We start from the raw sequence: 16308 nt of genomic DNA, 5'->3' as shown, positions 1-16308 counted from the left end.
TGGGCCCAGGTGGCGATACCGGGCTCCCCCTCTGGTCTCCGAGGAGACCAGAGGGGGAGCCGTGCTCAGAAGTCCTGTCCGTGCTCAGAAGTCCTGGGAGAAGCGCATGATCAGGCCGAGGGCCACCACGATCGCGCCCCACGTCACGCCCAGGGTGATGGTGAGTCGGTTCAGGTTCTTCTCGGCCACGCCCGAGGCACCCAGCGACGAGGTGACGCCGCCGCCGAACATGTCCGACATGCCGCCGCCGCGGCCCTTGTGCAGGAGGATGAGCAGAACCAGCAGGACGCTGATGGCGGCCAGGGCGATCTGCAGGATGAGGGTCAGGACGTCCACGTCACTCTTTTCCGTACGGCGTTCAGTCGGTCGGTCACCGGAGGTGATCAGTCAGTCAGGAGGTGATGCTCGAACCTCACTATGCTAGCAAACTCGCCCTCGTCCAGGCTGGCGCCTCCCACGAGGACCCCGTCCACGTCCTTCTCCCGCAGGATGGACGCGACGTTGGAGGACTTCACCGAACCGCCATAGAGCAGGCGCAGTGCGGAAGCGGTCTCCGTGCCGAACAGCGTCGCCAGCTCGGCGCGGAGCGCGGAGGCCATCTCCTGGGCATCCTCCGGGCCGGCGACCTCGCCGGTCCCGATGGCCCAGACGGGCTCATAGGCGATCACGAGCCCGGCCAGCTGGTCCGGCGTCAGTCCCTCGAGGGCGCCCCGCAGTTGGGCCAGGGTGTGTTCCACCTGACGCCCCTCCTGGCGGACCTCCAGGCCCTCGCCCACACAGAGGATCGGCGCGATCCCGTGGCGCAGGGCGGCGGTGAGCTTGCGCCCCACCAGAGCGTCGTCCTCACCATGCAGAGTGCGCCTCTCGGAGTGTCCGACCAGCGCATAGGTGCATCCGAGCTTGGCCAGGAACTGACCGGAGATCTCCCCGGTGTAGGCCCCGGAGTCCTCGGCCGAGAGGTCCTGTGCGCCATAACCGAGTGGGAGACGGTCCCCCGCCACGAGCGTCTGCACGCTGCGCAGGTCGGTGAAGGGGGGGAACACCGCCACCTCGACCTCGTCGAAGTCGTGATCCGCGTCCGTGAGGGTCCAGGTGAGCTTCTGCACCAGGGTCACGGCCTGGTGGTGGTCCAGGTTCATCTTCCAGTTCCCCGCGATCAGCGGGGTGCGGTCATAGCTGCCGTCCGTCTTGGAGGTCATCTCAGGCCTCCTGTCCTTCCAGAGCCTCGATGCCCGGCAGGGACTTGCCCTCGAGGTACTCCAGGGAGGCGCCGCCGCCCGTGGAGATGTGACCGAACTGGTCATCGTTGAACCCGAGGGTCCGCACGGCTGCCGCGGAGTCCCCGCCGCCCACCACGGTGAGGCCGGAGGACTCGGTCAGCGCCTGTGCCACAGTGCGGGTGCCGTGGGAGAAGGGCTCGAACTCGAAGACACCCATGGGCCCGTTCCAGAACACGGTGTGGGCCCGGCGGATCTCCTCACCGAAGGAAACCCGGGTCTCCGGTCCGATGTCCAGCCCGAGGGCCGATGCCCCGTGGTCACCGGAGGTGAGTGCCTCCACGGGCAGGACCTCGTTCTCGGCGTCGGCCGAGAAGGCCGAGGCCATCACGATGTCCGTCGGCAGCACAATCCGGCAGCCGCCGGCCTCCGAGCGCTTCATGTACTGGCTGACCACCGGGATCTGGTCCTCCTCCAGGAGGGACGCGCCGACCTCATGACCTTGGGCCTTGAGGAAGGTGAACAGCATGCCGCCACCGATCAGCAGGGCGTCGGCGCGTTCCATCAGGTTGTCGATCACCGCCAGCTTGTCCGACACCTTGGAGCCGCCGAGGACCACCACGTAGGGCTGGTCCGGGGCACCAGTCAGCCGAGAGAGCACGTTGAGTTCACGCGTGACCAACCGGCCCTGGTAGGACGGCAGCACGGCTGCGATGTCATACACGGACGCGTGCTTGCGGTGCACCGCGCCGAAGGCATCATCCACGTAGGCCCCTCCGGCCCCGTCGCTCCCCTGCGCCAGTGCGGCCATCTCGGCGGCCAGCCCGGCCCGTTCGGCGTCGTCCTTTGAGGTCTCGCGTGCATCGAATCGGACGTTCTCGAGCAGCAGGATGCCGCCGTCGGTCAGGGCTGCGGCCTCCTGACGAGCCGACTCCCCGGTGACGTCGGACGCCAGCCGCACCTCGCGACCGGCCAGCTCCGCCATGCGTTCGGCCACCGGCCCCAGGGAGTACCTCGGATCCACCTCACCCTTCGGCCGGCCGAGGTGTGCCATGACGACCACGCGTGCGCCGGCATCGGCCAGCTCGGTAATGACCGGCAACGAGGCGCGGACGCGGCCGTCGTCCGTCACGGCACCGTCCTCAAGCGGCACGTTGAGGTCGGAGCGGACGAAGACGTGGCGTCCGGCCACGCCCGACTCCAGCAGGTCGTCAAGGGTCTTGGCGGTCATGCACAGTGCCTTCCGGTGAGGGGAATCAGGGTCAGGTGGGGCGGTCCCACCGGCCTACAGCTTAGAGCCGACCAGCGCGGTCAGGTCCATCAGCTGGCAGGTGAAGCCCCATTCGTTGTCATACCAGCCGATGATCTTCACAGTCTTGCCCATCGACTTCGTCAGCGGGGCATCGAAGGTGCAGGCCGCCGGGGAGGTCACAATGTCGGAGGAGACGATGGGGTCCACACTGTAGACGAGCCGGCCACGCAGCGCCGGGGTTCCGGCAGCCGCCTCGAAGGCCGCGTTGACCTGCTCGACCGAGGCCTCCCGCTCCAGTTCGACCGTGAGGTCGGTGGCGGATCCGGTGATGATCGGCACGCGCATGGCGAAGCCGTCCAACTTGCCCTTCAGCTCCGGGATGACCTCGCCGATGGCCTTGGCGGCTCCCGTGGAGGTGGGGACCATGTTCTGCGCAGCGGCACGGGCGCGGCGGCGGTCCTTGTGCGGGCCGTCCTGGAGGTTCTGGCCGCCGGTGTAGGCGTGGATCGTGGTCATGATGCCGTCCACGATCCCGAACGACTCATGCAGGACCTTGGCCATCGGCGCGAGGCAGTTGGTGGTGCAGGACGCCGAGGAGACGATGTCCATGGTCGCCGGATCATACGACTCGTCGTTCACGCCCATCACGAAGGTGCCGTCCATGCCCTTGCCCGGGGCGGAGACGACCACCTTCCGCGCCCCGGCGTCGAGATGTCTGCGGGCCCCCTCGGCCTTGGTGAAGTGGCCGGTGCACTCGACCACGACCTCCACACCGAGCTCCGCCCAGGGCAGTTTCTCCGGGTCCGCCTCCGCGAAGACCTTGATGGTCTTGCCGTCGGCCACGATGTTGCCGTCCACCAGCTGCAGGTCGTGGGCGTATCGGCCCAGCACCGTGTCGTACTTGAGGAGGTAGAACAGGTCTTCGACGTCGGCGAGATCGTTGACGGCGACGATCTCGAGGTCAAGTCCCTGCTGTTCGATGACGCGCAGGGCATTGCGGCCGATGCGGCCGAATCCATTGATGGCAATCCTGGTCACGGTGGTGCCTTTCAGTCAGAAGAACATCAAACAGTCAGCAGAACATCAATCGGAGTGTGGACGGGATCAGACATGCAGCGGGTCGGCCGGCCGCAGGGCCGGCCGACCCGTCAACAGGTCACCGGATCAGAGGGTGACGAGCTTGGAGGCGCCGGAACGGGCGGCCTCGAAGCGGGCGGAGACGTCCGCCCAGTTCACGATGTTCCAGATGGCCTTGACGTAGTCCGCCTTGACGTTCTGGTAGTCGAGGTAGAAGGCGTGCTCCCACATGTCCAGCTGGAACAGCGGGATGGTGGCCACCGGCACACCGTTCTGCTGGTCGTAGAACTGCTCGATGACGAGGTTGCCACCGATCGGCTCGTAGGCCAGCACGGCCCAACCGGAGCCCTGGATGCCCAGTGCAGCGGCGGTGAAGTGGGCCTGGAACTTCTCGAACGAGCCGAAGAACTCGTCGATCGCGGCGGCGAGCTCGCCCTCGGGCCGGTCGCCACCGTTCGGGGAGAGGTTCTTCCAGAAGATCGAGTGGTTGGTGTGGCCACCGAGGTTGAAGGCCAGATCCTTCGAGAACTGGTTGATGGAGCCGAAGTCATTGGCCTCGCGGGCTGCGGCCAGCTTCTCGAGGGCGGTGTTGGCGCCCTTGACATAGGTCGCGTGATGCTTGGAGTGGTGCAACTCCATGATCTTCGCGGAGATGTGCGGCTCCAGCGCGCTGTAGTCGTAGTCCAGTTCCGGCAGGGTGAATTCAGCCATGTTTCCTCCTTGAGGGACAGATGTCCGGTCCCGGGTCACCGGGCCGTGATGCGGACCCTCACTGGGTCCTCGCCTCCCATCCTAAGCACGCCACCGGGGTCACTGGCCACAGGTTCCGCTCAGAGCCGGAAGGTTCACTCGAACTCGGCGTCGGAGGAGCCGATCGGCAGGGCCGAGTCCGTCGCGGGGAGTCCCTCATCCTGAGCGCGCTTGTCCGCCATGGCCAGCAGGCGGCGGATCCGCCCGGCGATGGCGTCCTTGGTCATGGGCGGGTCGGCGAGGCGTCCGAGCTCGTCCAGGGAGGCCTGCTTGTGCTCCACGCGGAGTTGGCCGGCGTACTTGAGGTGGTCCGGGACCTCCTCCCCGAGGATCTGCAGGGCGCGCTCCACGCGTGCGCCCGCGGCCACGGCGGCCTGGGCCGAGCGGCGCAGGTTCGCGTCATCGAAGTTGGCCAGCCGGTTGGCCGTGGCCCGGACCTCCTTGCGGGTGCGGCGTTCCTCCCACACCAGCACGGTGTCGTGGGCACCCATCCGGGTCAGCAGTGCGGAGATCGCGTCCCCGTCCCGGATCACCACACGGTCCACTCCGCGCACCTCACGGGCCTTGGCGGAGATCCCGAGCCGGCGGGCGGCCCCCACGAGTGCCAGGGCGGCCTCGGACCCTGGGCAGGTGACCTCCAGTGAGGAGGACCGGCCCGGCTCGGTCAGGGAACCGTGAGCGAGGAACGCGCCGCGCCAGACCGCCTCGGCGTCCGCCACGGATCCGTTCACGATCATGGGGGGAAGGCCGCGAACCGGGCGGCCGCGCACGTCCAGCAGGCCGGTCTGGCGGGCCAGCGACTCCCCGTCCCGGATGACCCGGATGACGTAGCGGCTGCCCTTGCGCAGGTTGCCCCCGGAGACCACGATGATCTCGCTGCCGTGACCGTAGACCTCCGCGACGGCCGCACGGAGCCGGCGGGCCGTGGCCGCCTGGTCCAGCTCCGCCTCGATCACGATCCGTCCGGAGATGATGTGCAGGCCGCCAGCGAACCGCAGCATGGCCGAGACCTCGGCCTTTCGTTCGGAAGAGCTCTTGATCCCGAGATGGGCCAATTCCTCTTTCACGGCCGCAGTCAACGCCATCGCGCCTCGCCTCACATCTTTCGCTTGTCGGGGTGGTTGCCGCCCGGGCTGTGGACCGGGCGGACGGGACGACGATGACCGTATCAGTAGCCTTTGAAGGCCTCCTGAAAAGCCAGAGCCAATCGCAGGGGGTCGTGCACGGGGGTCCCGGAACCGGCACCAACCTTACTAAACAGTACGTCCGCGCCCAGCCGGGCGGCCGCCTCCTCGAAGCCCCGGACGTCCTGGACCGCCCTCTGATCTGCTATGACACAGTCCAACCGCAGGTCGGGGGCGTAGTGGTGGATGACCTCCAGATGATCCGTGGCGTTCATGCCTGACGTCTCCGAGGTATCCGTGGTGAGATTCATCACCAGGGCCTTACGCGCGGGAGTCCGCACCAGCGCCTCACGTTGCTCCGGCAGCAGCAGGTGCGGGAGCACGGAGGTGTACCAGGAGCCGGGGCCGAGCACGACCCAGTCCGAGAGTTCGATCGCCTCCAGGGACTCCACACAGGCCGGCGCGTCCTCCGGATCCACCCGGATGTGGGCGACGCGGCTGTTCTTCCCCGCTGCAGCCAGCCTGGACTGCCCCGTCACGGTGCGCCGCACCAGTTCTCCGCCCTCGCTCTCCGACAGGACGGTCCCGGAGATGGTCAGGGGGACGGTGGACATGGGCAGGACCTGCCCGCGCGCGCCCAACAGGGCCCCGGCCCAGCGCAGCCCGCCCACGGGGTCCCCGAGCAGTTCCCAGAGGGCCACGATGAGCAGGTTCCCGAGGGCGTGATTGTCCAGGGTCGCACCCGTCCCCTCCTTGGACGTGAACCGGTGCTGCATGACGTCCCGCCAGGTCCGGCCCCAGTCCGTGTCGTCACACAGCGCGGCCAGCGCCATGCGGAGATCGCCCGGCGGCAGGACGTCCATCTCCTCGCGGATGCGCCCGGATGACCCGCCGTCGTCCGCCACCGTGACGACCGCGGTGATCTCCCCGGCGATCAGCCTCAGGGCGCGCAGCGTCGCGGAGAGGCCGTGCCCCCCGCCCAGGGCGGCCACCCGGAGGGTGGGGTCATAGGTTCCAGCCGGCTGTCCCGGGGCGGGGAGGGAACTGGGTGCCAGTGGTAGTTGGCCCGTGAAGTGGCTGCTCATGACCGGCTCGTCATTCCCTGCCCAGGTCCCGGTGCAGGACCTTGACGCTCACCCGGGGCTGCTGTCCCAGGCGTCGGCCGAGCTCCTCGGCCATGGCCACCGAGCGGTGCTTGCCGCCGGTGCACCCGATGGCGAACGTCGCGTAGTGCTTGTTCTCACGTCGATAGCCCTCCAGCACCGGGAGCAAGGCCGCCAGGTAGTGGTCCACGAACTCGGCGGCCCCCTGCTGTTGGAGGACGAAGTCCGAGACCTCCGCGTCCTGTCCGGTGAAGGGACGCAGCTCGGGTACCCAGTGCGGGTTCGGCAGGAACCGGACGTCCGCCATGAAGTTGGCATCCTGGGGCAGGCCGTACTTGAAGCCGAAGCTCATGACGTTCAGGCGCAGCACGATGGGCCCCGACTCGGTGAACAGCTCCGTGATGGTGGTGGCGAGCGTGTGGACGTTCTTGCCGGTGGTGTCCACCACGATCTCGGCCTGCTCCTTCAGCTCTCGCAGCAGCAGGCGCTCGGCGGCGATGCCATCCGGGATGCGGCCCGAGCCCTGCAGCGGATGCGGGCGGCGGGCGGACTCGAAGCGGCGCACCAGCAGGTCGTCACTCGCGTCCAGGAACAGCACCCGGTAGTCGACGCCCTGGGCGCGCAATTGCTCCAGTGCCTCCTGGATGTCCGCGAACAGCTCTTTGGACCGGACGTCCACCACGAGCGCCAGCCGGGGGATCGCCTCCGGGGACCGGCCGACCAGGTCCGTCAGGGTGCCGAACAGCTGCGGGGGGATGTTCTCCACCACGTACCAGCCGTGATCCTCCAGCGCGTGTGCGGCGGTGGTGCGCCCCGCACCGGACATGCCCGTGACGATGAGGACTTCGGAGGTTGGGGGTTTCACCGGGGTCAGGCCGTCGCTCATGCATCCAGACTACCCAGTTTCACGGGGGCGGGTTCGCTCAGTCCAGGATCTCACCGGTGGTCAGGTTCACGCCGGGTCCGGCCTCGGGTCCGGCCTCGGGCCGCAGCGCCGTGTGGATGGTCTCCGCCAGGGAGGGGCCGATGCCCTTGACCTCCTGCAGGTGCTCCACAGTGGCCGCGCGGATGCGCTTGACCGAGCCGAAGTGCTTCAGAAGGGCCTTCTGCTTGGACGGGCCGAGGCCCTCGATTCCATCCAGTGCGGAGGACACCATGGACGAGCCGCGCTTGGCCCGGTGGAAGGTGATCGCGAAGCGGTGGGACTCGTCCCGGATGCGCTGGAGCAGGTAGAGCCCCTGAGAGGCCCGGGGCAGCACGAGGGGGAACTCGTCGCCCGGCAGCCACAGCTCTTCGAGGCGCTTGGCGAGGCCCACCACCGGCACGTCCGTGACCCCCAGGTCCCGCAGGGCCTCTGCCGCGGACGCCACCTGCGGCGGCCCGCCATCCACCACCACAAGGGACGGTGGATAGGCGAACCGGCGCGACGACGACCGGTCGCCGTCAGCGGCGGGTGCCGCGCCGCCGTCGGCCGGGTCCTCCGGTTCGATCTCCCCCGAGGCGAAGGTGCCGCTGCGCTCCTGGTCCTCCAGATAGTGGCGGAACCGGCGGGTCAGCACATCACGCATGGCGGCGGTGTCATCCCGCGCGGCCTCCCCCGTCACGCTGAACTTGCGATAGTCCGACTTCTTGGGCAGCCCGTCCTCCACCACCACCATGGACCCCACCACGTTGGTGCCGGAGACGTGCGAGATGTCATAGCACTCGATCCGCAGCAGCGGCTCGTCCAGCTCCAGGGCCTCCTGCAGCTCCCGCAGGGCGGCAGACCGGGTGGTCAGGTCACCGGATCGGCGCGACTTGTGCAGCCTCAAGGCCAGGTCCGCGTTCTCCTGCACCGTGCCCATGAGGGCCTTCTTGTCCCCGCGCTGCGGGACGCGCAGATCCACGTTCGCCCCGCGGATGCCCGTCAGCAGGGCCGCCACCTGCTCCGCATTGTCCGGCAGCTGCGGCACCAAGACCTCGCGCGGGATGCGGCTGGTGTCCTCCAGGGAGCCGTAGACCTGCTCCAGGAGCTGCTCCACCATGGTGGCCGCGGAGACGTCCTCGACCTTCTCCACCACCCAGCCGCGCTGGCCACGGATGCGGCCCTCACGGACGTGGAACACCTGGACGGCGGCCTCCAGCTCATCCTCGGAGAAGGCGAAGATGTCCGCTTCCGTGGATTCGGACAGGACCACGGCGTTGCGCTCGAAGACCCGCTTCAGCGCCGCGATGTCATCCCGCCTCCGTGCCGCGTCCTCGTAGCGCAGCTCTGTGACGGCCTCCTTCATCTGGGCCTCCAGACGCCGGATGTAGACCTGCGCGTCCCCGGCCATGAAGTCACAGAAGTCCTGGGCCAGCTTGCGGTGGTCCTCCGGGCTGATCCGGTTCACGCAGGGCGCCGCGCACTTGTCGATGTACCCCATCAGGCATGGCCGGCCGGAGAGCTCCGCCCGGCGGAAGACCCCGGAGGAGCAGGTGCGGACCGGAAACACCCTCAGCATCAGGTCCACCGTCTCGCGGATGGCCTTGGCCGGGTGGAAGGGGCCGAAGTACTTCACGCCCTTGCGCTTGTCCCCGCGCATGACCTGCACCCGCGGGTACTTCTCGTTCATCGTCACGGCCAGGTAGGGATAGGACTTGTCATCCCGGTACATGATGTTGAACCGCGGCGTGTACTGCTTGATCCAGGTGTACTCGAGCTGCAGGGCCTCCAACTCGGAACCGACCACGGTCCACTCCACGGAACCGGCCGTGTACACCATGGCCCGGGTCTTGGGATGCAGCCCACCCGGGTCCTGGAAGTAGGAGGACAGCCGGGACCTCAGGCTCTTGGCCTTGCCCACGTAGATGACCCGCCCGTCCGGATCGCGGAACCGGTAGACACCTGGGGAGGTGGGGATCTCGCCGGGCTTCGGCCGATAGGTGGCGGGATCAGCCACGGGACGTCACCGCCGGGTTCACTGCCGGCTTCACGGCCGGTCTCACGAGTGGGTCGGCGGCGGGGACTGGTCCGCGCCGCCGTGGACGGGGGTGTTGTAGGCCGGGACGCGTTCCTGCCCGGAGAGGGCGGCGATGGCGTCCATGATCTCCGCGGTGGCCTGCCGGCGCGGGGGCAGCGGATGCTTGCGGCCCAGATGCTCGAATCGCAGCGGCGGGCCCACCGTGAGGGAGAACCGGTGCGGTGTGAAGCGATTCGAGCCTGGGGGCTGGAGACGCTCCGTCCCGCGCAGTCCCACCGGGACCACCGGCATCCCGGTGGCCAGGGCCAGCCAGCCGACCCCGGTCCGGCCCTTGTAGAGGCGGCCGTCCCGGCTGCGGGTGCCCTCGGGGTAGATGCCGACGCCGGTGCCGGACTCCAGATGCTCCACCAACAGATCCAGGGCGGCCACGGACGCGGCCTGTTGGTGGCGTTCCACGGGGATCGAGCCCACGGACTCGAAGAAGCCCTTCATGACACGGCCCTTGAGCCCGGGCTGCGTGAAGTACTCCGCCTTGGCGAAGAAGTGGACCATGCGCGGCATCATGGCCTGCAGGATCACGGAGTCGAGGAAGGACAGGTGATTGCTGGCCACAATGAACCCGCCCGTGTCCGGCACGTGTTCCAGGCCGGTGATGGTGGGCCGGCAGGTGACCTTGACCAGGGTGCGCATTCCCGTGCGCACGGCTTCGCTGGTCGCCATATCCGTCTTCTCCCCTGCTGGTTCCTGCTGATTTCTGCCGTTGGTGCCGCGGACCGGGCCGCGGACCGGATCCATCATAGTGCCGGACGGTCCCGGCGTCCGTAGCGCAACAGGTCCCGGCACCGCACCGCGAGTCCTGCGGGGTCTTCACACAGCGAGGTGGCACCGGCCCGCGTGAGCTCGGCCCGGCTGCCGAATCCCCAGAGCACCCCGATCCCGGGGATGCGGTGGTGGGCCGCCCCGTCAAGGTCGAAGTGCCGGTCCCCCACCATCACGGCCCGACCCGGATGCCCGACGGCGGCCAGGGCCTCGGCCATCGCCTGTACCTTGGTGCCGTGCTCCGGCACCGGCGCGGTCTCGTCGTCGTCGGAGCCGCAGACGGCCGTGAAGTACCGCTCGAGGTCCTGGGTGCGGAGCAATTGGCGGGCCAACGACTGCGGCTTGGAGGTGGCCACCACGAGCCGGTGCTCGGCGCGCAGCTCGTCCAGGGCCTGCCGCACCCCGGGGTAGACGCTGCTCGCGGCCATGCCGTGGCGACGATAACCGTCCCGATAGTCCCGGATGATGGCTGGAAGGTTGTCCTCGGTGACGCCCCCGAGGGATCGCAGTCCCTCACGTAGCGGCGGGCCGACGAGCGTGTGCAACTGCTCCGGCGCGGGCACCGGCAGTCCGTGGAGCTGCAGTGATGCGGCGATGCCCCCGGTGATGGATCCGGCCGGGTCCACGAGGGTGCCGTCGAGGTCGAAGAGGATCACGGTGTCCTGCTGGACTCCGCTCTCCCGACCCCCGTCCCCCGGTGCTGCGCCGATCACAGGATGGTGGCGAGGAACCGCCCGGTGTGGCTGGCCTCCACGCGCGCCACCTCCTCCGGGGTGCCGGTCGCCACGATGCTCCCGCCGCCAGAGCCGCCCTCGGGCCCCAGATCGATCACGTGGTCGGCCGACTTGATGACATCCAGGTTGTGCTCGATGGTGATGACCGTGTTGCCCTTGTCCACGAGGGACTGCAGGACGCCGAGCAGTTTGCGGATGTCCTCGAAGTGCAGCCCGGTGGTCGGCTCGTCCAGCACATAGATGGTGCGCCCGTTCGAACGCTTCTGCAGCTCGGCCGCGAGCTTCACGCGCTGCGCCTCACCGCCGGAGAGGGTCGTGGCGGGCTGACCCAGCTTGACGTAGCCGAGGCCCACGTCCACGAGGGTGTCCAGGTACCGGGAGATCTTGGTGTACGCGGAGAAGAAGCCGGCGGCCTCCTCGATCGGCATCTGCAGGACCTCGGCGATGTTCTTGCCCTTGTAGTGCACCTCGAGCGTCTCCCGGTTGTAGCGCGCCCCGTGGCACACCTCGCAGGGGACATAGACGTCCGGCAGGAAGTTCATCTCGATCTTCAGGGTCCCGTCGCCGGAGCAGGACTCGCACCGGCCACCCTTGATGTTGAAGGAGAACCGGCCGGGCTGGTAGCCGCGGACCTTGGCCTCCTGGGTGTCCGCGAACAACTTGCGGATGGTGTCGAAGACCCCCGTGTAGGTGGCCGGGTTGGAGCGCGGAGTCCGCCCGATCGGGCTCTGGTCCACGTGGACGACCTTGTCCAGGTGCTCCAGGCCGTTGACCCGCTTGTGCCGGCCGGGCACGTTCTTGGCGTGGTTGAGCTGGTTGGCCAGCACCTTGTACAGGATCTCGTTGACGAGGGTGGACTTGCCGGAACCCGAGACACCCGTGACCGCGGTGAGGATGCCCAGCGGGAACTCGGCGCTCACGTCCTGCAGGTTGTTCTCCCGGGCCCCGACCACCGTGACCGTCCGCTGGGGGTCCACCGGACGGCGTTTCGGGGGCAGGACGATCTCCCGTCGTCCGGCGAGGTAGTCACCGGTCAGGGACCGGGTGTTGGCCTTGAGACCCTCCAGAGACCCGGAGTGCACGATCTCCCCGCCGTGCTCTCCGGCGCGGGGGCCGATGTCCACGATCCAGTCCGCCTCGGCGATGGTGTCCTCGTCATGCTCCACCACGATCAGCGTGTTCCCCAGGTCCCGCAGGCGCACGAGCGTCTCGATGAGCCGGCGGTTGTCCCGCTGATGCAGGCCGATGGAGGGCTCGTCCAGGACGTACAACACACCCACCAGGCCGGAGCCGATCTGGGTGGCCAACCGGATGCGCTGGGCCTCCCCGCCGGACAGGGTCCCGGCCGGGCGTTCCAGATTCAGGTAGTTGAGACCGACGTCCAGCATGAACTGGAGCCGGGCCAGGATCTCCTTGAGCACCTGGTCCGCGATCTGCTCCTCCCGCTCCGAGAGTGTGAGCCCAGCGAAGAAGTCGATGGCGTCCTGCATGGGCAGCACGGAGGCCTCGGCGATGGACTTGCCGCCCACGGTGACGGACAGCGAAGTGGGGTTGAGCCGGGTGCCGTTGCAGGCGGCACACGGGATCTGGCGCATGTAGGACTCGTAGCGGTCCCGCGCGTGGTCCGACTCCGTCTCGAGGTGCTTGCGGTGGATGTAGTCGATGACCCCCTCGAAGCCGGTGGTGTAGCGGCGTTCCCGGCCGAAGCGGTTCCGGTACGAGACCTCGACCTTGAAGTCCTTGCCGTGCAGCACCGCCTTCCGCGCCGCCGCCGGCAGGTCCACCCAGGGGGTGTCCATGCTGAACCCGACCTCGCCCGCCAGCCCGGAGAGCAATCGGTTCCAGTACTCCGAGGTGGACTTTCCGAGCGACCATGGGGCGATGGCCCCCTCGGACAGCGACTTGTCCTGGTCCGGGACCACGAGGTCCTCGTCCACCTCCAACTTCGTCCCGATGCCCGTGCAGACCGTGCAGGCGCCGAAGGGGTTGTTGAAGGAGAACGAGCGCGGCTCGATCTCGTCGATGGAGAGTTGATGACCGTTCGGGCAGGACAGCTTTTCCGAGAAGGAGCGGAACTTCGGATTCCCCTCCGCGTCAAAGGCGTCCCATTCCCCGGCATTGGCCTTGTCCGGGTCCACGGTGGCGTCCACGTCCACGAAGTCCACCACCACGAGGCCGTCCGCCAGGTTCAGTGCCGTCTCCACCGAGTCCGTGAGACGCTGACGGATCCCGTCCTTCATGGCGAGCCGGTCCACCACCACGGCGATGGTGTGCTTGACCTGCTTCTTCAGCTTCGGCGGGTCGGAGAGCTGGATCAGCTCTCCGTCCACGATGGCGCGTGAGTAGCCCTGCGTGGCGAGGTTGGCGAAGACGTCCACGAACTCACCCTTGCGACCCCGGGCCACCGGGGCGAGGACCTGGAACCTGGTCTTCGCGGGCAGCTCGCCGAGTTGGTCCACGATCTGTTGCGGCGACTGTTTGCTGGCGGGTTCACCGCACTCGGGGCAGTGCGGGATGCCGACGCGCGCCCAGAGCAGGCGCATGTAGTCGTAGACCTCGGTGATGGTGCCCACCGTGGACCGGGGGTTCCGGTTCGTGGACTTCTGATCGATCGAGACCGCCGGGGACAGGCCCTCGATGAAGTCCACGGAGGGCTTGTCCACGCGGCCGAGGAACATGCGTGCGTAGGAGGACAGTGACTCCACGTAGCGGCGCTGACCCTCCGCGAAGATCGTGTCGAAGGCGAGGGAGGACTTCCCCGAGCCGGACAGGCCCGTGAACACCACGAGGGAATCCCGCGGAATGTCCAGGTCCACGTTCTTCAGGTTGTGTTCGCGGGCGCCCTTGACAACGATCCGATCGGGATCGTGGCGATGAGGGCCCGACGCCGGACCGGCGGCGAGGCCAGGGGCGGACTCAGGGGAGGTGAGGGATTTCGGCACGGAATCCACTGTATGACAGACGGGCTTCGAACACCTCTTCGAACCGTCGGCCCTGAGCGAAACTCCCGGCGAAACACCCAGCGTGACTCGACGAGGGGGCGCTCAGGCGGGGAACACGGCCTCCAGCTGTCGGGTGGCCTCGCGCCGGGTGAAGCCAAGGGTGTGCGCCACCTCGGCATAGGCCGCGGCCGCAGCGGCCAGCTGGGACTCGGCGGAGTCGCCGCCCTGGGCCACCACGGTCCCCAACCGTGGCCGGGCGGTCACCACGGAGGCCTGTTCCAGTTCCTTGTAGGCCCGGGCCACGGTGTTCGCCGAGACCCCCAGGGCCGCAGCCAGGGCTCGGACGGTGGGCAGCTTGCTGCCGACGGGAAGCCGATTGCGGTGGATGAGGTCCAACAGTCCGGTCCGCACCTGTTCGTATGGGGGGACGGTGGAGCCGGGCTTGACGCCCAACGCGGTGACCAGCCACCCGGGAACGGGACGCACGGTGGCCGGTGCCGTGGCCTTTGAGACCTCTGGACGGTTCGGTGCTCCGTCCTGTCCACCCTGATCTGCCACGACGCGTCCCCCGTGTCTGGTGTGTCCCCGATGAGTTGCCGTCTCGTCACCCTATCCGAATCACTGTCCTGCCGCCGCTCTGCAGCTGATCTACCACTGATCTACCACTGATCCACCACCGCGCTGACCGGTCCTTGACGGCGGGGTTGGGCTTGCCCCGGTGGCGGTCAACGTCCTTAGACTATGGCCCATGCCTTCATCCACCTCCCCCATCCGGTTGCTGCACGATCTGCCCCGGGTGACCGTCCGCCAGCGAACCGTCTCCGAGATGGCGAACAACGTGTACGTCATCACCTCGAAGACGTCCGGGACACAGGTGCTGATCGACGCGGCCGATGATGCGACCGCGGTGCGGGAGTTGCTGGACTCCGCCGGTGAGGACACGCCCTGCGAGCTGAAACTGGCGGTGATCATCACCACCCACCAGCATTGGGACCACATCCGCGCGCTGGCGGAGGTGGTGGACGCCACCGGCGTCCCGACCGCCGCCGGAGCCCAGGACGCCGAGGCCATCGAGGCGGAGACCGGCGTGGCCGCCAAGGTGCTGCTCGACCACGGGGACACGGCGACCTTCGACGGGATCTCGCTGGCCGTCGTCGGGCTTCGCGGCCACACCCCCGGCTCCGTGGCCCTCGTCTACGAACCCGAGGACGGTCCGCCGCTGTGCTTCTCTGGTGACAGCCTGTTCCCCGGAGGCGTGGGGAACACCCAGCAGGACCCGGATCGGTTCGCCTCGCTCTACACGGACGTGGTCAAGCGCCTGTTCGAGGTGTACCCGGACGACCTCACGGTGCACCCTGGCCATGGCGACGCCACCACGCTCGGTGCGGAGCGCCCCCACCTCGAGGAATGGCGTGCCCGAGGCTGGTGAGACGGGCCGGCGGCTGGGGCTGGCCGACTGCTGAGGCCTCAGATGCTGGGCGAGAGGTCGCTCTTGACACCGACCATGAAGATCCGCCGGAACGGGTAGTCCGTCAGCCGCACGCCCTCCGGCGTGACGTAGGTCTGATAGGACTCCCGCATGATGCGCCGGTACTCCTCGATGTAACGCTCCTGCAGGTTGGTGCCGTCCCGGCGGTCAGCCACCTCGAGGCGCTGCAGTGAGGGCCGCAGGGCGGCGCCCCGCACCCAGTCGTAGACCGGGTCATTGCCGGCCAGGGGCTGACTGTAGGTGGTCTCCCAGACGTCCGCCTCGAAGCCGGCGGTGATGAGGGTCTCCAGGTACTCGTGGGTGGTGTAGACCGATTCCCGCTCCAACACGCCGTGGAGGGCCTCGGTGAACTCGGGCCGCCGGGACATCTCCGCGATGGTGGCGTGGGAGGGGGCCGCGAAGTTGCCGGGCACTTGGACGGCGAACCACGCCCCCGGCCGCAGGGCGTCGAGCCAGCCGGCCACGAGCTTCCGGTGGTCCGGGATCCACTGCAGCATCGCATTGGAGACCACCACGTCCACCTCGGCGTCCGGTTGCCAGCTCTGGGCATCCACCTGCTCGAAGCTGAGGTTGTCCGGGCCGGACTCGGCCGCCATCTGCCGGGCGGTCTCGACCATGTCCGCCGAGGAGTCCAGGCCGATGACCCGCGACCGTGGCCAGCGCTCGGCGAGGGTGCGCGTCATATTCCCCGGTCCACACCCCAGGTCCACCACCACCTTCGGGTCCGCGGCACGGACCCGAGCCGTGAGATCACGGAAGGGACGGGCCCGCCGATCGGCGAAGACGGTGTACTGCTGGGGATCCCAGGTGAAGTCCTGCATACCTCCACGCTAGCGCGTCAGGATGGCGACGTAGGCTG

15 protein-coding genes are annotated in these 16308 nt (G+C 68.4%); 1 reads left to right on the top strand and 14 read right to left on the bottom strand.

Annotated features, from left to right (window positions below; translation table 11 throughout):
• Nucleotides 1-84: 84 nt before the first annotated feature.
• The 13 genes from secG to IMT31_RS01010 all read right to left on the bottom strand — a co-directional run bounded on the left by secG (nucleotide 85) and on the right by IMT31_RS01010 (nucleotide 14518).
• A complete protein-coding gene (secG, locus tag IMT31_RS01070) occupies nucleotides 85-336 on the bottom strand; it encodes a preprotein translocase subunit SecG (protein ID WP_345361479.1) in 252 nt (83 codons plus the stop codon).
• Between the two features lie 47 nt (nucleotides 337-383).
• Entirely contained in the window at nucleotides 384-1199 is an 816-nt protein-coding gene (tpiA, locus tag IMT31_RS01065) for a triose-phosphate isomerase (protein ID WP_345361482.1), read from the bottom strand.
• A 1-nt stretch (nucleotide 1200) separates the two neighbouring features.
• Nucleotides 1201-2448 (bottom strand): phosphoglycerate kinase, encoded by a 1248-nt coding sequence (locus tag IMT31_RS01060; RefSeq protein WP_413543473.1) that lies wholly within the window; start codon nucleotides 2446-2448, stop codon nucleotides 1201-1203.
• 54 nt (nucleotides 2449-2502) lie between these two features.
• A complete protein-coding gene (gene gap / locus IMT31_RS01055; protein WP_345361488.1) occupies nucleotides 2503-3507 on the bottom strand; it encodes a type I glyceraldehyde-3-phosphate dehydrogenase in 1005 nt (334 codons plus the stop codon).
• Between the two features lie 126 nt (nucleotides 3508-3633).
• A complete protein-coding gene (locus IMT31_RS01050) occupies nucleotides 3634-4257 on the bottom strand; it encodes a superoxide dismutase (protein ID WP_413543472.1) in 624 nt (207 codons plus the stop codon).
• A gap of 134 nt (nucleotides 4258-4391) precedes the next feature.
• Nucleotides 4392-5381, bottom strand: coding sequence for a DNA-binding protein WhiA (gene whiA / locus IMT31_RS01045; RefSeq protein WP_345361494.1), 990 nt, complete (start codon nucleotides 5379-5381; stop codon nucleotides 4392-4394).
• A gap of 83 nt (nucleotides 5382-5464) precedes the next feature.
• The gene (locus tag IMT31_RS01040) at nucleotides 5465-6505 is read right to left on the bottom strand and encodes a uridine diphosphate-N-acetylglucosamine-binding protein YvcK (RefSeq protein ID WP_345361497.1); all 1041 of its coding nucleotides are present in this window, start codon (nucleotides 6503-6505) and stop codon (nucleotides 5465-5467) included.
• A 10-nt stretch (nucleotides 6506-6515) separates the two neighbouring features.
• Nucleotides 6516-7409 (bottom strand): RNase adapter RapZ, encoded by an 894-nt coding sequence (rapZ, locus tag IMT31_RS01035; RefSeq protein WP_345361500.1) that lies wholly within the window; start codon nucleotides 7407-7409, stop codon nucleotides 6516-6518.
• A 37-nt stretch (nucleotides 7410-7446) separates the two neighbouring features.
• Entirely contained in the window at nucleotides 7447-9444 is a 1998-nt protein-coding gene (gene uvrC, locus IMT31_RS01030; RefSeq protein WP_345361503.1) for an excinuclease ABC subunit UvrC, read from the bottom strand.
• A gap of 42 nt (nucleotides 9445-9486) precedes the next feature.
• Nucleotides 9487-10185, bottom strand: coding sequence for a lysophospholipid acyltransferase family protein (locus IMT31_RS01025; protein ID WP_345361506.1), 699 nt, complete (start codon nucleotides 10183-10185; stop codon nucleotides 9487-9489).
• A 74-nt stretch (nucleotides 10186-10259) separates the two neighbouring features.
• Entirely contained in the window at nucleotides 10260-10940 is a 681-nt protein-coding gene (locus IMT31_RS01020; RefSeq protein WP_413543471.1) for an HAD hydrolase-like protein, read from the bottom strand.
• A 53-nt stretch (nucleotides 10941-10993) separates the two neighbouring features.
• Entirely contained in the window at nucleotides 10994-13873 is a 2880-nt protein-coding gene (gene uvrA / locus IMT31_RS01015) for an excinuclease ABC subunit UvrA (RefSeq protein WP_413544346.1), read from the bottom strand.
• Between the two features lie 189 nt (nucleotides 13874-14062).
• Nucleotides 14063-14518: a GntR family transcriptional regulator gene (locus tag IMT31_RS01010; protein WP_345361512.1), complete on the bottom strand. Its 456-nt coding sequence runs from the start codon at nucleotides 14516-14518 to the stop codon at nucleotides 14063-14065.
• Between the two features lie 190 nt (nucleotides 14519-14708).
• Here IMT31_RS01010 and IMT31_RS01005 point away from each other — a divergent pair, with 190 nt between their 5' ends.
• Nucleotides 14709-15389 (top strand): MBL fold metallo-hydrolase, encoded by a 681-nt coding sequence (locus IMT31_RS01005; protein ID WP_413543470.1) that lies wholly within the window; start codon nucleotides 14709-14711, stop codon nucleotides 15387-15389.
• Between the two features lie 38 nt (nucleotides 15390-15427).
• Here the strand turns inward: IMT31_RS01005 and IMT31_RS01000 are convergent, their stop codons facing one another.
• The gene (locus IMT31_RS01000) at nucleotides 15428-16270 is read right to left on the bottom strand and encodes a methyltransferase domain-containing protein (RefSeq protein ID WP_413543469.1); all 843 of its coding nucleotides are present in this window, start codon (nucleotides 16268-16270) and stop codon (nucleotides 15428-15430) included.
• Nucleotides 16271-16308 lie beyond the last annotated feature (38 nt).

This window comes from Citricoccus nitrophenolicus, assembly GCF_047305825.1.
GTDB lineage: Bacteria > Actinomycetota > Actinomycetes > Actinomycetales > Micrococcaceae > Citricoccus > Citricoccus nitrophenolicus.
The sequence above is the reverse complement of the archived record's forward strand: the minus strand, read 5'-3'. Positions and strand labels throughout refer to the sequence as shown.